Raw genomic sequence first — 22972 nt, forward strand, 5'->3', positions numbered from 1 at the left:
TGTGGACGGTGGCGCGGCCTACCGGGACATGGCGCTCGCAGCCCCATCCCTCCCGGGTTCAGGGCTACGGCCGGACGATGAACTGCCGACGGCCGTTGAGGAGCCGGTCATCACCTTTGCGCTCGGCGGTCTCGGCTGGTCTGCTGCGCCGTCCAGTGGTGCCGGGGTGGTGCAGGACCACACCCCGGAGTCAACCCTGCCCCTCACGGACCAGAGCGATACCCGGGGCCTGGATGCGTTCTACGCCGCTCACTTCGACCGGATGTGCCGCAAGCTGGCGGTAGCGGCGTTCCGGGGTGACCTCACCCAGGCCGAAGACATCACCCAAGCCGCCTTCGTCGTGGCGTACCGCAACTGGTCGTCCATCGCGAAGAAGGAGAACCCGTACGGCTATGTTGCCAAGATCGCCTGGAACCTCGCGATGAAGTGGCACGACGCCCAGAAGAAGGAGCGTCGCAGTGTTGCCCTGTTGGCGGCGAACCCCCGGAGCGCCGCCGGCGTCACCGATCACAGCCCGCTCATGGACCTGGAGGTCGACGTGGCGCGAGCTCTGAGTGAGTTGCCCGAGCATGAACGCATCGTTGCCGGACTCTCCTTGCTGCTGGGCTACTCACCCAAGGAGATCGCCAGTCAGCTGGGGGAGAAACCGGCCACCGTCCGCTGCCGTCTCAAGCGGGCCCGCGAACGTCTGAAGGCTCTCCTGACGGACTCCGAAGGAGGTCCAAGCGCATGAGCACCGCACCGGGCTTCCCCACACCACGGCGTCAGCAGTCGGACAACACCGACCGCACCGACGCGCGCCTGGCCGAGATCAAGCGGTTGGCAGCGGCCGGCCCCGAGGCCACCGGAGTGGTGACCGACGAAGGCCTGTACAGCGAGGCAGCCATCGTTCTCGCAGGAAAGCGGGCAGAGCGTGGCGACCTTGTCGGTTCCCTGATCTGGGAGGTGGTCGCTCACCAGGAGGCGACCATGCGAGAGCGGACCCGGACTCGCGTGCAGGGTGGTGCGAGTCGCGATGACGATGCGTCCGCACAGCCCGCCTCGGCAACCGGGACAAGCCCGGATGCCGACGGCGAGGACGTCCCCTTCTGCCGGACGCGCCCTGAGGGACGAGGTGGCGAGTGAGTGCTGGCTCGCTCGACGCGTTGGAGGCACGACTGGCCGCGCTCGCCTGTGACGGCGATGCGGGACCGGTCCTGGACGACGACGCGTTGGCCGAGGCGCAGCAAGTGCTCGCCGACCGGACTCACGTTGATCCTGGGGATCCGCTGTTCGACGTCGTGGCCACCCGCGCGGTCGCACTCCTGCACTGGTACCGCTACGTCGCTTCCGACGACGGAGGGCAAGGTGACTTCGAAGCCGCTGTCGCCTTGTTCTCCAAGCTCTACCAGCATGATCCATCGATCGTGCCCGAGCCGTTGTTACCGCTGGTGGACCAGGCGGAGGACGTCGATGGTGCGGAAGAGGAGGAAAGCGGCGGCGGCCTGACTTGGCTGGGCCTGGCCCACGACTTTCTCGCACGTTTCCAGTCCGCAGGGAGTCCGGCGGATCTGCGCCTGGGCGCAGGGCTCCTCCGCACCGCGCTGGCAGCCGACGCCGGCACGCCGGTGGAGTACGCGGCACTGGCTCATCAGCTGAGTGCCACGCTCCTCACGCTCTACGAGCGAACCGGTGTTCTCGATGCTGTGGTGTCGGCGATCGACGTCGTCCGACACGCCGTGGCGCAGCTCCGACCGTCGGAGCCGGAGTATGTCGTCGCTCTTACCGACCTCTCCTTCGTCCTGCTGGCTCGGCATCACGCCACCGGCAGTGCGGTCGATCTGGACGAGGCGATTGCCGCCGCGAACACAGCGGTGGCCTCTTGCGCTCCGGGGCGTACGGCGGACCGGGCCATGGCGCTTACGGCCTTGGGCACCGCTCAATGGGCGCGTTACCGGGTCGGTGGGGGCGCCGATGCCCTGAACCGAGCCGCTGACCTCTTGCGTGCCGCGACGGAGGAGACGCCGGCAGGAAGTCCACAAAGTGCGGTGGCACTGGGCAATCTGACGGCCGTGCTCGGCGCGCTCCACCAAATGTGGGGTGACACCGAGGTGTTGGAAGAAGCCCTCGCCGTGGGCGAGGCCGTACTGCGGGAGATCGGCCCCGACCACTTCAACCACTCGGCCGCGCTGGCGAACAGGGCATCACTGTTGCGCGCCTGGTATGCCAGGACCGGGGACGTCAAGGCACTGCACGAGGCGATCGACACGGATCGCCGCGCTGTCGAACTCACTCCTGCCGACCACCTCCGGCACGCTGGTGCTCTGAATGGCCTGGCAGTCGATCTGCGGATGTTGTTCGAGGCGAGCGGTGACGTGCCCGCGCTGACGGAGGCGACAGAACACCTCCGGCGAGCCCTGGACGCGACGCCGACGGACCACCCCAGCCACATGGTCTACTCCAACAATCTCAGCGTTGCCTTGCGGATGCGGTTCGAGGCGAGCGGTGACGTGCCCGCGCTGACGGAGGCGACGGAACACCTCCGGCGAGCCCTGGACGCGACGCCGACGGACCACCCCGACCTGGCCGGCCGGGCTGCCAATCTGGGAACGGCGCTGCTGCTGGCCCTCCGACGGAGTGGAGACGATGCTCTGCACGAGGAAGCGCAGAGCTGTTTCAAGGTCGCCTATACCTCGTCCATGGCACCAGCACGGCTGCGTGTTCGGGCGGCTCGCATCTACGGCGACCGCGCGCTTGCCGTGGGACACGCTGAACAGGCTTTGGACGCCTTCGAAGCCGCGATCGGGCTCCTTCCCAGACTGGCGCCGCGCTCCTTGTCCGACGCGGACCGGCAGTACGGTTTGGCGCCCGGTGACGGAGTGGGAGCGGACGCGGCTGCTGCCGCGCTGACGGCGGGACGTCCCGGTCACGCCGTGGAGTTGCTGGAGCAGGCCAGGGGAATCCTTCTGGCCGAAGTGCTGGACGGGCGAAGCGACCTCAGCGGCCTGCGGGCACGTGCTCCCGAGCTGGCCTCTGAATTCGAGCACCTGCGCATGGCGTTGGACAACGTCGGTGATACCGGCGGCGTCGCCGCCGGTATCACCGAGGACGCGCAGACGTGGTCCCAGTCACGCAGTGCCTCCCGATCGATCGAGCGACAGCGGCTGGTCGAGCGATGGGGTCGACTCCTTGAGGTGATCCGCGACGTGCCTGGTTGCCATGACTTTCTCAAACCTCCCACGTTCACGGAGCTGAGCCGACAGGCTGTGGAGGGTCCGGTGGTCGTCCTCAACGTGAGCAAGTACCGCTGCGACGCTCTCGTCCTCACCCACGACAGCGCGCAGCCGATCGTGGTCGAACTGACCACCACGTATGACGAGGTGACCGAACAGGCCGACCGTCTGATCCGCTCCGGTCCGCAGGCGGCGGCGCTGGAGATCGGCTCGCCGCCGTCGCGCGACGCTCGCCCCATTCGTTGGCACGCCGCCCACGAGATGAATGAGGTGCTGGCCTGGCTCTGGGACAACATCACAGGCCCTGTGCTCGATGCGCTCGGCATTGACGGGCCGCCGCACGATGGCTGCTTGCCGCGGATCTGGTGGTGTCCTGTAGGGCCGATGGCGGCTCTGCCACTGCACGCAGCAGGCCACCACCAGGACTCGGGGAGAGCGGACGCCCGCTCCGTCCTCGACCGAGCCGTCTCCTCGTACACCCCCACCATCCGGGCCCTCGCTCACACCCGCCGACACGCCGACACGCCGCCTCCCCACGCGCCGGCCCGCGCCCCCCGGGTGTTGGTCGTGGGCATGCCCGAGACCCCTGGGATCGGTCTCCTGCCCGGTGTGAACCACGAAGTCTCCGTGCTGGAAGCGTTGATGCCCGGAGCAGACACTCTGACCGGCGCCGAAGCACGACGCGACATCGTGCTGGACGCCCTGTCGTCCCACACGATCGCTCACTTCGCGTGTCATGCCACCAGCGACTGGAACGATCCCACCGAGGGGCGTCTGATGCTCCACGACGAACCCTTGACCATCCAGCAGATCTCCCGCTCACGCCTGGACGTCGGTGAGCTCGCCTTCCTGTCCGCCTGCGAGACAGCCCGGAGCAGCATGACCCTGCCTGACGAAAGCCTGCACCTCACCTCTGCTTTCCAACTCGCCGGCTACCGCCAGGTCATCGGCACACTCTGGCCCTTGTCCGACCATCTCGCCCCTCGCGTGGCCGAGCGCATCTACCGCTTCCTCACCGACGACGGGGCAACCGCACCGCAGCCGGAACACGCGTCACTCGCACTCCACCGCACGCTCCTGGAGCTACGCGAGGCGTATCCCGGCATGCCGTCCCTGTGGGCCTCTTTCATCCACGTCGGCAAGTAGGCACACGCGGCTGTCCGGTCCACCGCAAGCGTGGTGACCGGTGCGGTGGTCCGTTTGCGTCACCTTGGGCCCGCACATTCGGCCACCACCCCAGCAGGCGTGCAGAGCGGCCGGTGCCGTGACCGATTTGCAATCGATTCCCTTCTTGCCCGAGACCCAACAAGTGAACGGGCAATTACGCTCAGCTGTCATGGCCGATGACAGACCTACCGACCCCGCCGCCGACGTCCCGGGAGACCTCACGAACGACCGCCCCGTCTACGTCATAGGCGCCGGACCCGGCGGCCTCGCCGCCGCCGCGGCCCTGCGGGAGCGGGGCGTACGGGCGGTGGTGCTGGAGAAGTCCGAGTCGGTCGGCGCGTCCTGGCGCGGGCACTACGACCGGCTGCACCTGCACACCACCCGCCGGCTTTCCGGGCTGCCCGGGCTCCCGATGCCCCGGAAGTTCGGGCGATGGGTGTCACGGGACGATGTGATCCGCTACCTGGAGAAGTACGCGGACTTCCATGAGCTGGAGCTGGTCACGGGAGTGGAGGTGTCCCGGATCGAGCCCGCGGGCGCCGACTGGGTGCTCCACGCGAGCGGCGGCCGGCGACTCACCGCACGGGCGGTCGTCGTGGCGACCGGCTACAACCACACCCCGCGCCTGCCGGACCTGCCGGGCCGGGACAGCTACACGGGCGAGCTCCTGCACGCCTCCGCATACCGCAACCCCGCCCCGTACGCGGGCAAGGACGTTCTGGTCGTCGGCGTCGGCAACACGGGCGCCGAGATAGCCGCCGACCTGGCCGAGGGCGGTGCCGCGCGGGTACGCCTGGCCGTACGCACCGTCCCCCACATCGTCCGGCGCTCGACCGCAGGCTGGCCCGCCCAGCGGACGGGCATCCTGGTCCGTCGCCTCCCGGTCCGCCTGGTGGACCTGGCAGGGGCCCTGATGTGCCGGATCTCCGTACCCGATCTGTCGGCACACGGACTGCCCCGCCCCGACAGCGGCCTCTACTCCCGCGTGAGGCAGGGTGCCATCCCTGTCCAGGACGTCGGCCTGATCGAGGCGGTCCGCGCGGGCCGTGTCGAACCGGTCGCCGCGGTCGAGTCCTTCGACGACGGCAAGGTGGTCCTGACCGACGGCTCGCGCATCGCCCCGGACACGGTCATCGCGGCCACGGGCTACCACCGGGCACTGGAGCCCCTGGTCGGCCACCTCGGCGTCCTCGACGACCGCGGCCGGCCCGTGGTCCACGGGGGCCGGACCCCGCGCGAGGCCCCGGGCCTCTACTTCACGGGCTTCACCAACCCGATCAGCGGGATGCTCCGCGAAATGACCCTGGACGCCCGGAAGATCGCGAAAAGACTGTCACGCTGACGGGGAGGGAGGCTTTCCCTCGCCGAAGAGCCAGACGTCGAAGAGTGCCTTCAGGTCCTTCCCCGACATCGCTTCGCACAGCTTGATGAAGTCGGCGGTGCCGGCGTTCTTGTGGCGGTGCTGCTGCGCCCACGCCTTCAGAAGGGCGAAGAACGTCTTGTCACCGACTGCCTCGCGTACTTTGTGCAGCGCCATGGCCGCCCGGCCGTAGACAGGAGCGTCGGACACACGGCCGGCATCCGGCGGGGCCGCCGGCGGGAAGGCCCATATGCCCTTGCTCTCCGGGTGGGTGCCGTCGTGGAAGGCGTCGAAGGTCTCGCGCGCCGACTTGCCGCCCCGCTCTTCCTCCCAGAGCCATTCGGCGTAGGTCGCGAACCCTTCGTTCAGCCACATGTCCTTCCACGACCGTGGCGTCACGGAGTTGCCGAACCATTGGTGAGCGATCTCGTGGACCACCAGCTTGTCGCCGGGGGCCCCCGCGAAGTACGGCTTGGTCTGCGTTTCGAGCGCGTACTCGAGTTCGGGGAAGTGGTCGACGATCGCCCCGGTGGAGGCGAACGGGTACGGGCCGAACCGCGAAACGCCCCAAGCGGCCACTTCTCCCACCAGCGCAGGCAGGTTCCTTGCCTCGTCCGCTTCGTCCGGGTCCGTCGCCACGTACACGGGCAGGCCGTCACCGGCGGTCTCGCTGATGTCGAAGTCGCCGACCGCTACCGTCGCCGCGTAGCTGGGCATGGGTTCCGGGCTGCTCCACGCATAGGTCGCCCGGCCCCCTTCGACGGTACGGCTTTTCAGTACGCCGTTGGAGATGGCCTTCAATTCCGCGGGGACCGTGACGGTGATGTCGTACCCCGCCTTGTCCGACGGGTGATGGTTTCCGGGGAACCAGGCCATGGACCCCGTGGGCTCTCCGAGCCCCACCGCGCCGTCGTCGGTCTCCATCCAGCCTTCCACCGCGCCGTCTTCGCCTTCGATGGTCGCCGGCACTCCGTCGTAGGAGATCTCCGTGGTGAATTCCTGCCCCCGGCCGACCGCGGCGGAGGGCGTCACCACCAGCTCGTCCCCGCGGCGCTCCGTGCGTGCCACATGCTCGTTCACGGTGGTCCGGCGGACGGAGAGGCCGTGCAGATCCAGGTTGAAGGAGCCGAGAGGCCGGGTGGCCCGCGCGGTGATCACTGCTGTGGCCTTGAGCCTGTTCTCTTCCGGCTCGTAGCTGAGGGTGAGGGCGTAATGGGAAACGTCGTATCCGCCGTTGCCCAGCTTCGGAAAGAGCGTGTCGCGGAGGCCCGCCGCACCGGCTGAGGCGGTGGCCGGTCGCCCGGATCCGCCTGAAGAGGCCGGGCCCGTACAGGCCGAGCACGCCAGCAGCGCGGCGGCGGCCGGCAGGGCGATCTGCCGGAGGACGCGTGGCACCCGGTCTCCTTCTCGCAGATGTGGAGTCGTCATTCGGGTCGGGTCGGGTCGGGCCGGGCCGGGGAGGAGAGGGAGAGGGAGAGGGCGCCTGCCCGGCATCTGCTGGAGATCGACCGGCACATGGCCGCCGGGGCCCGCCCTGTTCACCCCCGTCCGTCCGATCATGACTCACCGAGGGGGACGGCGCTACAAAGAGTGATCTCCCTCTCTCCTGACCACCGAGAAGCAACCGTGCGAGCAGCCGGAACCTCGCCCCCGGGGCCCGGCGTCGGCGGACCCCGGTTCGGGGCCGGTCCCCCTGCGCGTACCGGCCGGGCCGGGCCGTTTGCAGGCTCGTGCCTGCACACAGCTTCCTGACTGCACGTCAGCTCAGTAATCTGACTATGCGTCAGTAACCTGGCCGACGAGCAAGGAGCGGGCGGAAGATGCTTGGATCGACCCACGGCACCCTCACCACCGATCTCCGCGCCCGAGTGGTGGCCTGCGGAGAGCAGCCCGGACCCGCTGTCCACGGCGTCGCCGCGAGCGAGGGCGATCTGGACGTCAGCGGCCGGTCGCTGTATGCGCCCGTCCCCGACCTCGACCGGTTCTTCCGGCCCGAGTCGGTCGCGGTCGTCGGCGCCTCCGACGCCGAAGGCAGGCCGAACACCGGGATCACCCGCCAACTGATCCGCTGGGCAGAGCGGGTCGGCGCGAGACTGCATCCCGTGCATCCGGCCCGGGCCGCCGTCTTCGGGCTGTCCTGTGTCCCGTCCGTGGCGGACCTGCCGGAGCCGGTCGACCTGGCCGTACTGCTCGTCCGCGATCCACTGCCGGTGATCGAGGAACTCGCCCAGGCGAAGGTGAAGTTCGCCGTGGCCTTCGCTTCCGGGTTCGCAGAGACGGGCGAGGAAGGCGCGGCCGCCCAGCGGCGGCTGGCGGCGGCCGTGGAGCGCTCCGGCCTGCGGCTGCTCGGGCCGAACACCAATCTCAACGCCTTCGAAACGTTCCGCGACGACCTCGAAGGCCCCGCCATCGCGCTCATCACCCAGTCCGGCCACCAGGGCAGGCCCGTCTTCACCATGCAGGAGCTGGGCGTACGGCTCTCCCACTGGGCGCCCACCGGCAACGAGGCCGACCTGGAGACCGCCGACTTCATCTCGTACTTCGCGGGACGGCCCGAGGTCGGCGCGATCGCCTGCTACATGGAAGGGCTCAAGGACGGACGCTCCTTCCTGCTCGCCGCCGACCGGGCCGCACGGCACGGCGTGCCGGTCGTGGCCGTGAAGGTCGGGCGGACCGAGACCGGTGCACGGACGGCCGCGTCGCACACCGGCAAGCTCACCGGAGCCGATCAGGTGGTGGACGCGGCGATGCGGCAGTACGGCGTGATCCGCGTCGACGGACTCGACGAACTCCAGGACACCGCCGCCCTGTTGGCGCGGGCCCGTAAACCGCTGGCGGAAGGCGTCGTCGTCTATTCGATCTCCGGCGGCACGGGCGCGCACTTCTCGGATCTGGCGACCGCGGCCGGGCTGCCGCTGCCGCCGCTGTCGGAGGCCAGGCAGGCCGAGCTGCACCAGTGGATACCGGAGTATCTGAACGTCGCCAATCCCGTCGACAACGGCGGGCACCCGGTGGGCGACTGGCGCGGCCGGAAGATCATCGATGCGATCCTCGCCGACCCGCTGGTGGGGGTGCTGGTCTGCCCGATCACCGGCCCCTTCCCTCCCATGAGCGACAGGCTCGCGCAGGACCTCGTGGACGCGGCGGAGGCGACGGACAAGCTGGTGTGCGTGGTGTGGGGCTCGCCCGTCGGTACGGAGGACGCGTACCGCAGGACGCTGCTCGGCTCGTCGCGGGTCGCCACCTTCCGTACGTTCGCCAACTGCATCACCGCGGTGAAGGCGTACCTCGGCCACCACCGGTTCACCGCCGGCTACCGCTCCGCCTTCGACGAGGCACCCCGCACCCTGTCCCCCTCCTTCCGCAAGGCCCAGGCCCTGCTCCGCCCCGGCCACCGGCTGAGTGAGCACGGGGCGAAGCAGCTGCTGCGGGCGTACGGCATCCGCGTGCCGCGCGAGCAGCTCGTGACGAGCGCGGCCGCGGCGGTGCGCGCCGCGGGGCTGGTGGGCTACCCCGTGGTGATGAAGGCGTCAGCGCCCCAGCTCGCGCACAAGACCGAGCTGGGCCTGGTGAAGATCGGGCTGACCTCGGCCAGCCAGGTCCGCGACGCCTATCGCGAACTGACCGACATCGCCCGCTACGAGGACATCGGCCTCGACGGCATCCTGGTCTGCCAGATGGTCGAGCGGGGCGTCGAGATGGTCGTCGGTGTCACACAGGACGACCTGTTCGGGCCCACGGTGACGGTGGGCCTCGGCGGGGTGCTGGTGGAGGTGCTCCAGGACGTGGCGGTGCGCGTCCCGCCGTTCGGCGAGGACCAGGCCCGCTCCATGCTCGCCGAACTGCGCGGGCGGGCGCTGCTGGGCGGGGTCAGGGGCCGCCCGCCGGCGGACGTGGACGCACTCGTCGAAGTCGTCCTGCGGGTCCAGCGGATGGCGCTGGAGCTCGGCGGTGACCTCTCCGCGCTCGACATCAACCCCCTGATGGTGCTGCCCCGCGGACAGGGCGCGGTGGCGCTGGACGCGCTGGCGGTGTGCCGATGACGACGGGGACGGGCGCGGGGACGGGCGAGGGCGCCGGCGGGCCGACCGTGCTGCACCGCACGGAGAACGGCGTCTCGTGGATCACGCTCAACCGTCCCGAGGCCATGAACGCCGTCACGTGGGACCAGCGCGAGCAGATCATCGCGCTCCTGGCGGAGGCCTCCGCCGACCCGGAGGTCCGGGCCGTCGTGATCACGGCCACCGGCAGGGGCTTCTGCGCCGGGGCCGACCTGCGCGGGGCGCACTCCGGGACGGAGCGGGTTCCGGGTGACGTGGCCCGTACGATCCGGCTCGGCGCCCAGCGTTTCGTCGCGGCCGTGCTCGACTGCGAGAAACCGGTGATCGCGGCGGTGAACGGCGTCGCCGCGGGAATCGGCGCCCATCTCGCGCTCGCCTGCGACCTGGTCCTGGCCGCCGAACCCGCCCGGTTCGTCGAGGTGTTCGTACGGCGCGGGCTGGTACCGGACGGCGGCGGGGCGTATCTGCTGCCTCGGTTGATCGGGCCGCAGCGCGCCAAGGAGCTGATGTTCTTCGGGGACGCGCTGTCGGCCGTGGACGCCGAGCGGCTGGGACTGGTCAACCGGGTCGTGGCGGCGGACGAGCTGGAGAAGACGGCCCGCGAGTGGGGCGAGCGCCTCGCCCAGGGCCCGACCCGCGCCCTCGCCCTCACGAAGCAGCTCGTCAACGCCTCGCTCGACACCGACCGCGCCACGGCGTTCGCGGCCGAGGCGGCGGCGGTCGAGATCACCATGACGACGCGCGACGCGAACGAGGGCGTGTCGAGCTTCGTGGAGCGGCGCGATCCGGAGTACCGGGGAAGGTGAGTTCCGGCGCTGCACGGCACCGCCCGCCGGGCTGGACGGCGGTGCCGCTCCCGGGTCGGTGAGTCGATGAACCGGTCCTGCCTACCCGGCGGCTCGCGCGGCCGCGATGAACGCGGCGATCAGCTCCGGGCTCTTCACGCCCCGGCTGATCTCGATCCCGCTGGACACGTCAACTCCCCACGGGCGGGCCAGACGTACCGCCTCGGCGACATTCCCCGGGCCGAGTCCCCCGGCGAGCAGCCACGCCCGTCCGGGCTCCGGCAGCCGCTTCCCCGACCGGTCCCATGTCTCGCCCGCGCCCGGCACCGGCGCGTCGAGCAGCAGGATGTCCTCGCCTCGCTCCCCGTGGGGCGGCACGTCGTCCCGTACGGCGACCCCACGGATGAGGGTCCGCCCGTCCGGCCGGAGCGCGTCGTAGAACGCGAGGTCCTCGCTCCCGTGCAGCTGTACGGCGCGCACGGCGCTCGCGTCCAGCAGCTCCCTGACCTCGGCCAACGGCTGATCGCGGAAGACGCCGACCGTCATGACGCCCTCCGGCACGCGCCGCACCAGCCGTCGCGCGCTGTCGGCGTCGATACGGCGTGCACTGGCGGCGAACACGAAGCCGATGGCGTCGGCGCCGGCCTCGACGGCCGCGTCCACGTCCTGTTCGGTCCGCAGACCGCAGACCTTGATGAACAAGGGGGTGCTCACTTCTGCTGCTCCGTAACTGCCGATGCCGCCGGTCCGTCCCCACGCTACTGGGCGGCGGCGCGCGTATCCGCCGTCGTGCCAGGCGCGAGCGTCAGGAAGCGTGCCGACCGCCGTACGATCCCGGCCACTCGGTTCACGCCCGGGACTTACAATCTGACGGGACGTCAGTTTCAATGGGGAGGTGATGGGACACGCAGCGATGGCGGCCACCGCCGTCCGCTACCTCAGGTCCGTCGGCGCCGCCACGGCCGCCGAGCCGTTCGACGCCCTGCCGCGCCCCGAGCTGCGAACCGTCGGCGAGGACGAGCGACCGCCGGTCGACGCCGCTGAATTCCGCCGCGTGCTGGGCCACTTCGCGAGCGGCGTCACCGTCATCACGGCGTACGACACCGAGGGCGGCGGTCCCGCCGGCTTCGCCTGCCAGTCCTTCGCTTCCCTGTCCCTCGACCCGCCCCTGGTCGCCTTCATGGTGGCGCGTACGTCGACGACCTGGCCCCGCATCGCCCGCGCGGGGGCCTTCTGCGTCAACATCCTGGGCGTGGACCAGGGCGAGCTGTGCCGGGCCTTCGCGGTGAGCGGGGCCGACAAGTTCGCGGGCGTCACCCACGCGCCCGCCCCGGTGACCGGCTCCCCGCGGCTGGCCTCCGCCCCGGCCTGGATCGACTGCACGATCCGGACCGTTCACACGGGCGGCGACCATCTGATCGTGGTGGGACGGGTGGAGGCGCTGGGCGCGGAGGAGGACGGCGACCCTCTGCTGTTCCACCGCGGACGGTTCGGACGGTTCGGACGGTTCAGCGCCTGACCGGCCGTAACGGCGAAGCCGCACGCTTCCACCTCGCCGGTGATGCCATGCGCATCACCTACTGGATCGCGAGCGGGCGCCGCATCGTCCTGCTCACGGTCTTTCGCAAGCTTCGAGGCCGGCGGGACCATGCCGGTGCGCGCCCTGCGCGGCATGAGGCGCACAAGACCGCAGCAGGCGACCACAAGGACGCCGACGACGGTCGTGCTGAGAGCGGTGCCGCCGTCGGAACGGAAGGAGGCCCTTGGATCTGCACGAGGGCAAGCTGCCAGAGCACGCCGGTCCGTACGATCAGGCCGCCGCGCCCACCGCCGGAGGCGACGGGACGGGCCGGTGCCGCCTGATCACCAGGGCCATCAGCGCCGCCGCCGCGCACAGCGCACCCGACGAGTACCAGACCACGTCGTACGAGCCGAAGACGTCCCGGGCCAGGCCGCCCGCGAAGGCCACCACCGCCGCGCCCACCTGGTGGGACGCCAGCACCCAGCCGAAGACGATCGCGGAGTCGTCGCCGTAGCGCTCACGGCACAGGGCGATGGTCGGCGGGACGGTCGCCACCCAGTCGAGGCCGTAGAAGACGATGAAGAACACCATCGGCGGATGGACGGACGGGGCGAGCAGTATCGGCAGGAAGAGCAGCGAGACACCGCGCAGCGCGTAGTACACGGCGAGCAGACGGCGGGCGTCGAAGCGGTCGGTGAACCAGCCGGAGGCGATCGTCCCGACGATGTCGAAGACGCCTATCACCGCGAGGAGCGAGGCAGCGGCCGTGATGGGCATGCGGTGGTCATGGGCGGCGGGGATGAAGTGCGTCTGGACGAGACCGTTCGTCGAGGCGCCGCAGATCGCGAAGGTGCCGGCCAGCAGCCAGAACGGCCCGGTACGGGCGGCCGAGAACAGCACGTTCACCGCGCGGCGGGCCGCGCCGGACACCGGCGGGGGCTTCGGGACGAACTCCTCTGCGCCGTACGGGGCGAGACCCACATCCGCGGGGTGGTCGCGCAGCAGCAGCCAGACGAAGGGGACGACCGTGACGGCGGCCAGGGCGACCGTGACGGCGGCCGGGCGCCAGTGGTGCTCCTGGACGATCCAGGACAGCAGCGGCAGGAAGATCAGCTGCCCGGACGCCGCGGCGGCCGTGAGAATGCCGGTGACCAGGCCGCGCCGCTCGGTGAACCAGCGGTTCGTCACCGTCGCCGCGAACGCCAGCGCCATCGACCCGGTGCCGAGCCCGACGAGCACTCCCCAGCAGAGCAGCAGCTGCCAGGCGGCCGTCATCCACACCGTCAGGCCCGAGCCGACCGCGATGACCGTCAGGGCCACCGCGACGACCCTGCGGATGCCGTATTTGTCCATCAGCGCGGCGGCGAACGGCGCGGTGAGCCCGTACAGCGCGAGGTTGACGGAGACCGCGAGCCCGATCGTGCCCCGCGACCAGCCGAACTCCTGGTGCAGCGGGTCGATCAGCAGCCCGGGCAGCGAACGGAAGGCGGCCGCGCCGGTGATCGTCACGAACGCGGCGGCGGCGACGAACCACGCCCGGTGGATCCTCCGGGGCCGGGGCGTCACGTCCTGAGTGGGGGCTTCCGAAACTGCGGGGAGATCGCTTGTCTGGGTCACGTCATCAAGCATCCGGAGACCGCCGTGAGCGAGCGAGTGGCCCGAAGGACAGCATTCGATACGATCGGGCCATGACCTCCTCCGGGCAGCCGCGGCCGCATCGCGTCGTCGTCCTCGCGCTCGACGGCTGCATCCCCTTCGAACTGGGCATCCCGCAGCGCATCTTCGGCCGCGCCAGGGACTCCCGGGGCCAGGAGGCGTACGAGGTCGTCACCTGCTCGATCCGGCCACCCGGACCGGTGCGTACCGACGCGGACTTCGCCGTCCTCGTCGAGCACGGCCCGGAGGCGCTCGCCACGGCGGACACGGTCGTCGTACCCGCGTCGTACGAGCTCGGCCCCGTCTTCGAAGAGGGCAGGCTCACCCCGGAGCTGGCGGGCGCCTTCATGTATCTGCGGCCCGGCACCCGGCTGGTCTCGATCTGCACCGGGGGCTATGTCCTCGCCGCGGCGGGTTTCCTGGACGGCCGCCCCGCCACCACGCACTGGTCGTCCGCGGACCACTTCCAGCGCACGTTCCCGGACGTCAAGGTGGACGCGGACGTGCTCTTCATCGACGACGGCGACGTCCTCACCTCCGCGGGGGTCGCCGCCGGTATCGATCTGTGCCTGCACATCGTGCGCCGCGACCACGGTACGGCGGTCGCCAACGACGTCGCCCGCCGTACGGTCGTCCCGCCCCATCGCGACGGCGGCCAGGCGCAGTACGTCCAGCGCCCCCTCCCCGAAGCGCAGCTGGCGACGACCTCGGCCGCGCGTTCCTGGGCGCTGGACCGCCTCCATGAGCCGATCCAGCTGCGCGATCTGGCCGGGCAGGAGTCCATGTCGGTGCGGACCTTCACCCGCCGCTTCCGCGAGGAGGTCGGGGTCAGCCCGGGCCAGTGGCTCACCCAGCAGCGCGTGCAGCGCGCCCGGCACCTCCTCGAGAGCACGGACCTGTCGATGGACCAGGTGGCGCGGGACGCGGGCTTCGGCACGGCCCAGTCGATGCGCCAACATCTGCAGAGCGTGCTGGGCGTCTCACCGACGGTCTACCGACGCACCTTCCGCGCGACGGCGAGCCCGCGCTGATCCACGGACCGGGAGCCGGACGGGATCGCCGGCGCTCGGAGCGGGGGCGGGGGGCCCGCGCTCGGGGCTGGGGCGCGGATTGCCGGCAACCCGCGCCCCAGCCCCGCCTCACGGCTTCACCGGGACCTCCCCGGCCCTTCAGGAAACGACGGCCAGCTTGCCGCGGACCGCCGTACCCGCCCGGTGGTACTGCTGGTACTGGGCGGCGAGCGCCTTGACGTCGGTGGGGTTGAGCTTGATGCAGCCCTGGGACAGGTAGTCGTTGGGGTTGCGGTCGGTCCAGCGCTGTGACTCGATGCCGCCCTGGCCGCCCGTGCGTGTCATCTCACTGTGGATGAACAGCTCCGTGCGTGTGGCGGTGCCGGCCGCGCACTTCTTGTCGCTCAGCTTGAAGACCACGCCCTTGATGGCGCTGCCGTTGTACTGCATGTACAGGGTGACGTCGTAGTAGCCGTTGGGCAGCCAGCCCCTGTTCTTCGTGCACTCGTTCTTGACGCCGAGTCCTGATCCGGCCCGCCAGGAGACCTCGCGGACCTTGACCTGCCGGCCGGACTCGTAGGTGCGGAAGACCCGCCAGTACAGACGGGAGTTGGACGGGTCGGAGGGGTTCTTGTCGAAGGTCAGCGTCGTCGAGTACGCGTACGGCTCGGCGGCGTGGGCTGCCGTGGATCCGGCGCCCGCAAGTACCAGTGCCCCGAGGGCCGTGGATGTCGCGACAAGACGGGTGGCGGAGCTGTGTATGTGCGTTCGTCGCATGATGTCGATCCCCCGATGTTCCGTTGCGAAGACCACCTTCAGTGGGCCGTTCGCAAGGCCGATGTGGCGAACTTGGTCTGATACACGCGCCAAGTCCCGCTGCGGTTGCGCCATTTGAGGGACTCCTGCGGGAAGTGCGCGCCACGGGGCTCCCGGGGACCGACCGCCTCAGAACGTCAGCACGCCACGCGCCACCCGCCCCTGCTCCGCGTCCTCCACCGCCTCCGCGAAGTCCTCGACCGGGTACGTCCCGGTCACCAGCTCGTCGAGCAGCAGCCGCCCGTCCTGGTACAGCCGTGCGTAGAGGGCGATGTCCCGCTGCGGGCGCGAGGAGCCGTAACGGCAGCCCAGGATCGACTTGTCCAGGAACATCGACGCGGGCAGGAACGTCGCCTCCGCCGTCGGGGCGGGCATGCCGAGCAGGACCGCCTGGCCGTGCCGGTCGAGGAGGTCGATCGCCTGCCGGACGAGCCCCGTGTGGCCGACGCACTCGAAGACGTGCCGTGCCCCCTCCGGGAGGATCTCCCGCACACCCTCGACCGACGTGAGGAAATGCGTCGCGCCGAAGAGCCGCGCCGCCTTCTCCTTCGCCGGGTTCGCGTCGACGGCGACGATCGTGAGCGCGCCCGCGAGCCGCGCGCCCTGCAGCACATTGAGGCCGACGCCGCCGGTCCCGATGACCACGACGGTGTCGCCGAGCGCGACCTTCGCCCGGTTGAGTACGGCGCCGACGCCGGTAAGGACACCGCAGCCGATGAGCGCGGCCGAGGTGAGCGGGAGGTCCTGAGGGATCTTGACGGCCTGGACGGCCTTCACCAGTGTGCGTTCGGCGAAGGCGGAGTTGGACGCGAACTGGTACAGCGGTCGCCCGCCGCGCGAGAACGGACGTCCCGGCCTGCCGATCGCCTTGCGGCACATCGTCGGCCGCCCCCGGTCGCACTCGGAGCACGCCCCGCAGTTGGCGAGCGTGGACAGCGACACATGGTCACCCGGCTCGACATGGGCGACGCCCGGGCCGACCGCCTCGACGACACCCGCGCCCTCGTGACCGAGCACGACGGGCACGGGGAACGGGATCGTGCCGTCGATCACAGAAAGATCGCTGTGGCACAGCCCTGCCGCGGCGACGGCGACCAGCACCTCGCCCGGACCGGGGTCCCGTATCTCCAGGTCGTCGACCACCTCGACCCGCTCGCCGTCGAAGACGACACCTCTCACCGCGACTCCCTGGGTAGGCCGAGCACGCGCTCGGCGATGATGTTGCGCTGGATCTCGTCCGAGCCGCCGTAGATCGTGTCGGCGCGGGAGAAGAGGAACAGCCGCTGCTGTTCGTCGAGTTCGTACGCCGGTGACCAGGCGCCCGGGCCGCCCGCGGCAGCCGCGCCCCGCACCTGCATCGCCAGTTCCCCGAGCCGCCGGTGCCAGCCGCCCCACAGCAGTTTGGCGACGCTCGGGGCGCCGGGGTCGTCCCGGCCGCCCAGGGTGCGCAGCGCGTTCCAGCGCATCGTGCGCAGCTCGGCCCACTGGCGTACGAGCCGTTCGCGGAGCACGGGATCACCGATCGCGCCGCTGCGCACGGCCCGGGCGACCACGCGGCCCAGTTCCTCCGCGAATCCGATCTGCTGGGCGAGCGTCGACACGCCGCGTTCCAGGGCGAGCAGTCCCATCGCGACGTGCCAGCCGTTGCCCTCGCCGCCGACGACCTCGACGGCTTCGGCGCCGTCGAGGAAGACCTCGTTGAACTCGCTGGTGCCGGACATCTGCCGGATCGGCCGTACGTCGATGCGTCCCGGCTGGTCCATGGGCACCAGGAGGAACGACAGCCCGTGGTGGCGGCGCGAACCCGGCTCGGTGCGGGCCAGGACGAAGCACCAGTGCGCCTCGCGCGCGAGTGAGGTCCAGATCTTCTGTCCGGTGACCCGGTAGCCGTCGCCGTCCTTGACCGCGGCGGTACGGACCGACGCCAGGTCCGAGCCCGCGCCCGGCTCGCTGTACCCCTGGCACCACAGCTCCTCGCCTCGCGCGATGCCCGGCAGGAAGCGGCTCTGCTGCTCCTTGCCGCCGTACGCGATCAGGGTGGGCGCGAGCAGGTTCTCGCCGATGTGTCCGACGCGGGCGGGTGCGCCGGCGCGGGCGTACTCCTCTGCCCAGACGACCTGCTGGGTGAGCGTGGCCCTCCGGTTGCCGTGGTCCGCCTCCCAGCCGAGCCCGATCCAGCCGTCGCGCCCGAGCTCCCGTTCCCAGCCGTGTCCGGTGAGCCCCGTTGCCAGGTGCTCGCCGAGCCATGCGCGGGCGTCCCGCCGGAAGGCCTCGTCCTCCGGTCCGAACTCGAAGTCCACGTGAGCCTCCTCGTGTGGGGGATGTTCCGCACGTCCCCTTCCGGGGCGGACGGGTCGGGGTCGCGGCGCCGCCCCGGGCCGGGCGCCCAGGGCCTCTCGTCCGGATCCTGCCGGGCTCGCGCGCCCAGGCCCCGCTCACTGATCCGGCCTGAGCCGGGCGAAGGACCCTAGGTGTTCGGGCGCTCGCCCGACGCCGCGGCCTTCGCCATCGCCTCCAGCCGGTCCAGCATCGGCATCGGGTCCGTCCCCACCGTGCCCGGCAGGAAGTCCGCGATCCTCTCCGGTGTCCAAGACCCTTCCGCGTAACCGGCGCGCAGTTCCCGCGGCTGGGCCCACACCGCGATCTTGGGGCCCGCGATCGTGTAGACCTGACCCGTGATCTCCCGGGCACGGTCGGAGAGCAGATAGACGACGAGTGCCGCCACGTCCTCCGGCTCGCCGATCTCCTTCAGTTCCATCGGCACGTTCGCCGACATACGGGTACGGGCGACCGGGGCGACGGCGTTCGCCGTGACCCCGTACTTGTGCAGCCCGAGTGCGGCGCTGCGCACCAGCGAGATGATTCCGCCCTTCGCGGCGGAGTAGTTGGCCTGCGCCACCGAGCCCTGGTGGTTGCCGCTGGTGAAGCCGATGAGCGTCCCGCCGCCCTGCTTGCGCATCACGGCCGACGCCGCGCGGAAGACGGTGAACGTGCCCTTCAGATGGGTGGCGACGACCGGGTCCCACTCCTCCTCCGACATGTTGAAGAGCATGCGCTCGCGCAGGATGCCGGCGACGCAGACGACCCCGTCGATCCGCCCGAACCGTGCGAGTGCCGTGTCGACGACCCGCTGCCCGCCCGCCATCGTCGAGACGTCGTCGGCGACGGCCACGGCCCGGCCGCCCGCCGCCTCGATCTCCTCGACCACGGCCTCTGCGACCTCCGACGTGGGCTCACCGCCCTCGACGGAGACGCCGTAGTCGTTGACGACGACCTCCGCTCCCTGCGCGGCGCAGGCGAGGGCCACGGCGCGTCCGATGCCCCGCCCGGCGCCCGTCACGGCGACGGCCTTGCCTGCCAAGAAGTTCCCCACGTCCGGCCCCTTCCCGCGATATCTGACGGACCGTTAGATTCTATGGTCGGTCGGACACCCGAGCACAAGACCCAGGACCCCGGGACCTCAGGAGGACCGATGTCACTGCCGACTCTGCCGCCGGAATTCCACGACATCGCCAAACGTGTGAACAACTGGGGGCGTTGGGGCGCCGACGACGAGATCGGGACGCTGAACCTGATCACCGACGAGGTGGTGCGCCGGGCCGCCGCGGAGATACGCACCGGCCGCCGCGTGCCGCTCGCCCTCCCTCTCCGGCAGGACGGCGTCCAGACCGGCCTGATCCCGGGCCGGGTCAACCCTCTGCACACCATGGTCCAGATCAACCAGGAGCTGTTCGGCCCCGGCACGGTGGCCACCAGCGACGACGCCGTGACGATGGGGCTGCAGGCGGCGACCCACTGGGACGCCCTCACCCACGCCTCCCACTCGGGAAAGATCTACAACGGCCGTCCGGCCGGCACCATCACCGCGCACACCGGGGCCCGCTTCAGCGGCATCGACAAGGTCCGGACGCTCGTCAGCCGGGGCGTGCTGCTCGATGTGGCGCGGGCGAAGGGCGTGGACCGGCTGCCCGGCGACCACGCGGTCACGCCCGAAGACCTGTCGGAGGCGGCCGAGTTCGCCGGTGTACGCGTGCGGGCCGGGGACGTGGTGCTCGTACGGACCGGACAGATACAGGTGTATCTCGGCGGCGACAAGCACGGATACGGCTATCCGTCACCGGGTCTCTCGGTCCGGACGCCCGAGTGGTTCCACGCCCGTGATGTCGCGGCCGTCGCCAACGACACGCTCACCTTCGAGATCTTCCCGCCGGAGAACGAGAATCTGTGGCTGCCCGTGCACGCCCTGGATCTGGTGGAGATGGGCATGCTGCAGGGCCAGAACTGGGATCTTGAGGAGCTCTCCGCGGCCTGCTCGGAAGAAGGGCGGTACGCCTTCCTCCTGTCGGCGACGCCCGAGCCGTTCGTGGGCGGCACAGGGACGCCGGTCGCGCCGGTGGCGGTGCTGTAGGACTGTCCTACCGGGGTCCCGCCCGGCCGGGCGGGACCCGGCGGCACAGCGCCGGTGCGGAAGCGCGCCGGTGCGGCGTCACGCGGTGTACGCGCCGGGCGCGAGGCCCAGCGTGACGGCCGGAACCGCCGGTGCCACCGCGGAGGTCGCGGGCGCGTGGGGCGCCACGCACCGGTCAACCTCGCACCAGATGCTCTTGCCCGCCCCTTCGGGCTGCCAGCCCCAGCGGTCGGCGAGCCCGTCCACCAGCTCGAGGCCACGGCCGTTGGTGTCGTCACCGTCCGCGTGGCGCGGCCGCGGCGGGCGGGCGCTCGTGTCGGCGACCTCCACCCGTACCGTTCCCGCTTCCGCCGCGCCCGCCCCGAAGAGCATGCGCAGCACGGCGGGACAGCCCGTGTGCACCACCGCGTTGGTGACCAGTTCCGAGATGAGCAGCACCAGCGTCTCCGCCAGCGGCTCGTCGTCCCCTATCCCGGAACCGGCGAGCCGCGAACGTGCCCACCTGCGGGCCCGTCCGACCTCCGCGGGGTCCGGGCCGACCTCCAACTGAACCAGAAGCACCTGCACCGCTCACACCATCCGAACCGGCGGACACATCGCCTCGCGCCTCAAAGCCATCACGGAACGTGATTTCCTTGCCACACAGCATGGTTGACGTACAGTCACCGCAACAAGCGCTTCGGGCATATTCCAGCGCGAAGGAGTATGCGTGGTGCATACTGTGCGACGCACGCTGCGGGGAGTCGAACACCCTGTGCGAGCGGCACATTCTTCCCCGGTGGCCACACCGGTGGCCCTCCGGAGGTTCGGGGCTCCTACCCCGGGGCAGCACACATCTCGCACCCCACGGAGCGTACCGGAGGGGGACCCCGACTCCGGCCCGTGACGAGTCCGCGAAGGACACAACCCGATATCAACGTTCGGCGCGCACGGACGGTGACTCCTCAGAGCGCCGCGGCCAGAACCTCCCCCGCCTGGGCCGCCGTCTGCCACAGCCGGGCCCGCACCCAGGCACGCTTGAGATGCAGATGCACATCGGCCTCCCAGGTGAAGCCCATGCCGCCGTATACCTGGAGGCAGTCGCGGGCGCCCTGGACGGCGGCTTCGTCGGCGAGGAGCTTGGCTCCCGCGATCTCCACGGGGTCGGCGGTGACGGCGGCGGCGTAGACGGCGGTACGGGCCAGTTCGGACCGTACGAGCATCTGCGCGCAGAGGTGCTTGACCGACTGGAAGCTGCCGATGGGCCGTCCGAACTGCTCGCGCTCCTTGGCGTACCCGACGGCCAGCTCGGTGGTCCGGACGGCGGAGCCGACCTGTTCCGCGGCGGTCAGCAGGACCGCCGCGGGCGGCGCGGCCGGGCCCGCCGCCGGAACGGTCCGCCCCGGCAGCCGGTGCAGCGGTGTGAGCGGGTCGACGGACCGTACCGGCACGGCGTCCGCCGATTCCCCCAGCACCGTGTCGGCCTCGGCGAGCCATGCCACGAGCACACCGTCCGTCATGGTCACCACGCTCTCGCCGGTGGCCGCTCCGGGCACCGTCCCGGCCGCGAGATGGGTGGCCACCAGCGGCCCCGGCAGCAGCACCCGCCCGGCCTCCTCGAAGACGAGGACGGCCTCGGGCAGGCCGAGCCCGACCCCGCCCTCCGCCTCCGGCAGCCGCAGCGCGAAGAATCCGGCGCCCCCGAGCTCACGCCACAGGGCCCGGTCCAGCCCTGCGGCCGGCCCCGGTGCGTCGGCCGCGGCGCGCAGCGCTTCGCGCGGGAAGCGGGCCGCCAGGAGCTCGCGTACGCCCGTGCGCAACGCGCGCTGGTCGTCGTTGAGTTGGAAGTCCACGTCAGTGGCCCTTCGGCAGACCGAGGAGGCGCTCGGCGACGATGTTCCGCTGGATCTGGGAGGTGCCGGCCGCGATCGTGTACGACAGCGAGGAGAGGCGGTCCAGGCTCCACTGCCGGGACAGGTCGAGGGCGTCCGGACCGAGCACGTCCGCCGCCGTGTCGTACAGGTCCTGACGGGCGTGGGAATAGCGGAGCTTGAAGACGGACCCACCGGTGCCGGGTACGCCGCCCGTCCTCGCCGACTCGCTGACGTTCCACTGGATGAGCCGCCACAGGGCGCCGAACTCCGCGTTCAGACGACCGAGCCTGCGGCGCAGCTCCGGGTCGTCCCACCGGCCGTTCTCCCGGGCCGTACGGGCCAGCTCGCCGAGGGTGCGGCGGCAGGCGACGACCTCGCCGACGAAGGCCGTGCCGCGCTCGAAGGAGAGGGTGACCATCGTGACCCGCCAGCCGTCGTTCTCGGCGCCGACCCGGTTCGCGACCGGCACCCTGACCTCGTCCAGGAACACCTCGGCGAACTCGGTGGAGCCCGCGAGCGTCCGCAGCGGGCGCACGGTGACGCCGGGCGTGTCCATCGGCATGGCCAGCCAGCTGATCCCCCGGTGCTTCGGGGCCCCGGGGTCCGTCCGGACGAGGAGCTCGCACCAGTCCGCCACCTCCGCGTGCGAGGTCCAGATCTTGGAGCCGGTCACGACGTAGAAGTCGCCGTCCCTCACCGCCCGCGTGCGCAGCGACGCCAGGTCCGAACCGGCGTCCGGCTCGCTGAAGCCCTGGCACCAGATCTCGTCGCCGCGCAGGATCGGCGGCAGCCACCGTTCACGCTGCCCGGCCGTCCCCTCCGCGGCGATCGTCGGCCCGGCGTGCAGCAGACCGACGAAGTTGGCGCCCACGTAGGGCGCTCCTGCCCTCTCCGTCTCCTCCAGGAAGATCAGCCGCTTGGTGGGGGGCGCGTCCCAGTGGAGATCCGCGTACCCGGCGTCGTACAGCGCCCGCTGCCAGCCCGCGTCGTACGCCCGCCGCCCCGGCCAGTCGTCCGGCGAGGGCTTCGGCGGCAGCTTCGGCAGCACGACGGCCAGCCACTCCCGCAGCCGCGCCGCGAAGGACTGTTCCTCTTCCGTGTACGCGAGATCCATCAGTCGAG

At 71.0% G+C, this 22972-nt stretch carries 19 protein-coding genes; 9 read left to right on the plus strand and 10 right to left on the minus strand.

The genetic code is table 11. The annotated features are described in order from the left end of the window. Positions 1-28 precede the first annotated feature (28 nt). The 4 genes from ACFU5O_RS18395 to ACFU5O_RS18410 all read left to right on the plus strand — a co-directional run bounded on the left by ACFU5O_RS18395 (position 29) and on the right by ACFU5O_RS18410 (position 5721). Complete coding sequence (locus ACFU5O_RS18395) at positions 29-733, plus strand: RNA polymerase sigma factor (protein ID WP_384241492.1); 705 nt, start codon at positions 29-31, stop codon at positions 731-733. Beyond that, positions 730-1125 (plus strand): hypothetical protein, encoded by a 396-nt coding sequence (locus tag ACFU5O_RS18400; RefSeq protein WP_384241495.1) that lies wholly within the window; start codon positions 730-732, stop codon positions 1123-1125. The genes ACFU5O_RS18395 and ACFU5O_RS18400 overlap by 4 nt, the downstream gene beginning before the upstream one ends. Next, positions 1122-4358, plus strand: a complete 3237-nt coding sequence (locus ACFU5O_RS18405; RefSeq protein ID WP_384241497.1) for a CHAT domain-containing protein — start codon at positions 1122-1124, stop codon at positions 4356-4358. The genes ACFU5O_RS18400 and ACFU5O_RS18405 overlap by 4 nt, the downstream gene beginning before the upstream one ends. 190 nt (positions 4359-4548) lie before the next feature. Next, complete coding sequence (locus ACFU5O_RS18410; protein WP_384241499.1) at positions 4549-5721, plus strand: flavin-containing monooxygenase; 1173 nt, start codon at positions 4549-4551, stop codon at positions 5719-5721. Here ACFU5O_RS18410 and ACFU5O_RS18415 read toward each other — a convergent pair. Next, positions 5713-7167 (minus strand): M1 family metallopeptidase, encoded by a 1455-nt coding sequence (locus ACFU5O_RS18415; RefSeq protein WP_384241502.1) that lies wholly within the window; start codon positions 7165-7167, stop codon positions 5713-5715. The two genes, ACFU5O_RS18410 and ACFU5O_RS18415, sit on opposite strands and share 9 nt — an antisense overlap. A 392-nt stretch (positions 7168-7559) precedes the next feature. Between ACFU5O_RS18415 and ACFU5O_RS18420 the strand changes: the two genes are divergently transcribed. Then, positions 7560-9782, plus strand: a complete 2223-nt coding sequence (locus tag ACFU5O_RS18420) for an acetate--CoA ligase family protein (RefSeq protein WP_384241503.1) — start codon at positions 7560-7562, stop codon at positions 9780-9782. Continuing rightward, positions 9779-10606 carry an enoyl-CoA hydratase/isomerase family protein gene (locus ACFU5O_RS18425; RefSeq protein ID WP_384241505.1) on the plus strand — a complete coding sequence of 276 codons (828 nt, stop codon included), beginning with the start codon at positions 9779-9781 and terminating at the stop codon, positions 10604-10606. The genes ACFU5O_RS18420 and ACFU5O_RS18425 overlap by 4 nt, the downstream gene beginning before the upstream one ends. 81 nt (positions 10607-10687) lie before the next feature. On the opposite strand, the gene ACFU5O_RS18430 is transcribed toward ACFU5O_RS18425, so the two are convergent. Further along, complete coding sequence (locus tag ACFU5O_RS18430; protein WP_384241507.1) at positions 10688-11299, minus strand: phosphoribosylanthranilate isomerase; 612 nt, start codon at positions 11297-11299, stop codon at positions 10688-10690. Positions 11300-11498: 199 nt separating this feature from the next. Here ACFU5O_RS18430 and ACFU5O_RS18435 point away from each other — a divergent pair, with 199 nt between their 5' ends. Next, on the plus strand, positions 11499-12104 hold the full coding sequence (locus ACFU5O_RS18435) for a flavin reductase family protein (RefSeq protein ID WP_384241710.1): 606 nt from the start codon (positions 11499-11501) through the stop codon (positions 12102-12104). A 291-nt stretch (positions 12105-12395) separates the two neighbouring features. Here the strand turns inward: ACFU5O_RS18435 and ACFU5O_RS18440 are convergent, their stop codons facing one another. Continuing rightward, positions 12396-13736 (minus strand): MFS transporter, encoded by a 1341-nt coding sequence (locus ACFU5O_RS18440; RefSeq protein WP_384241509.1) that lies wholly within the window; start codon positions 13734-13736, stop codon positions 12396-12398. A gap of 59 nt (positions 13737-13795) precedes the next feature. On the opposite strand from ACFU5O_RS18440, the gene ACFU5O_RS18445 reads away from it, so the two are divergent. Then, positions 13796-14794: a GlxA family transcriptional regulator gene (locus ACFU5O_RS18445; protein WP_384241511.1), complete on the plus strand. Its 999-nt coding sequence runs from the start codon at positions 13796-13798 to the stop codon at positions 14792-14794. Positions 14795-14932: 138 nt separating this feature from the next. Here ACFU5O_RS18445 and ACFU5O_RS18450 read toward each other — a convergent pair whose 3' ends face one another. The 4 genes from ACFU5O_RS18450 to ACFU5O_RS18465 all read right to left on the minus strand — a co-directional run bounded on the left by ACFU5O_RS18450 (position 14933) and on the right by ACFU5O_RS18465 (position 18962). Beyond that, complete coding sequence (locus ACFU5O_RS18450; protein WP_384241514.1) at positions 14933-15550, minus strand: hypothetical protein; 618 nt, start codon at positions 15548-15550, stop codon at positions 14933-14935. Between the two features lie 168 nt (positions 15551-15718). Then, positions 15719-16768 (minus strand): Zn-dependent alcohol dehydrogenase, encoded by a 1050-nt coding sequence (locus tag ACFU5O_RS18455; protein ID WP_384241516.1) that lies wholly within the window; start codon positions 16766-16768, stop codon positions 15719-15721. Beyond that, complete coding sequence (locus ACFU5O_RS18460; protein ID WP_384241518.1) at positions 16765-17889, minus strand: acyl-CoA dehydrogenase family protein; 1125 nt, start codon at positions 17887-17889, stop codon at positions 16765-16767. The genes ACFU5O_RS18455 and ACFU5O_RS18460 overlap by 4 nt, the downstream gene beginning before the upstream one ends. A gap of 167 nt (positions 17890-18056) precedes the next feature. Next, complete coding sequence (locus ACFU5O_RS18465; protein ID WP_384241520.1) at positions 18057-18962, minus strand: SDR family oxidoreductase; 906 nt, start codon at positions 18960-18962, stop codon at positions 18057-18059. Positions 18963-19061: 99 nt separating this feature from the next. Between ACFU5O_RS18465 and ACFU5O_RS18470 the strand changes: the two genes are divergently transcribed. Continuing rightward, positions 19062-19997: a cyclase family protein gene (locus ACFU5O_RS18470; protein ID WP_384241522.1), complete on the plus strand. Its 936-nt coding sequence runs from the start codon at positions 19062-19064 to the stop codon at positions 19995-19997. Positions 19998-20075: 78 nt separating this feature from the next. Here ACFU5O_RS18470 and ACFU5O_RS18475 read toward each other — a convergent pair whose 3' ends face one another. From ACFU5O_RS18475 to ACFU5O_RS18485, 3 genes are all read right to left on the minus strand, one after another. Then, entirely contained in the window at positions 20076-20564 is a 489-nt protein-coding gene (locus ACFU5O_RS18475; RefSeq protein ID WP_384241524.1) for an ATP-binding protein, read from the minus strand. Between the two features lie 377 nt (positions 20565-20941). Next, positions 20942-21829 carry an acyl-CoA dehydrogenase family protein gene (locus ACFU5O_RS18480; RefSeq protein WP_384241526.1) on the minus strand — a complete coding sequence of 296 codons (888 nt, stop codon included), beginning with the start codon at positions 21827-21829 and terminating at the stop codon, positions 20942-20944. Position 21830: 1 nt separating this feature from the next. Continuing rightward, complete coding sequence (locus ACFU5O_RS18485; RefSeq protein WP_384241529.1) at positions 21831-22964, minus strand: acyl-CoA dehydrogenase family protein; 1134 nt, start codon at positions 22962-22964, stop codon at positions 21831-21833. Between the last annotated feature and the right edge of the window lie 8 nt (positions 22965-22972).

Origin of the sequence: Streptomyces sp. NPDC057445 (assembly GCF_042802855.1) — a bacterium.
GTDB lineage: Bacteria > Actinomycetota > Actinomycetes > Streptomycetales > Streptomycetaceae > Streptomyces.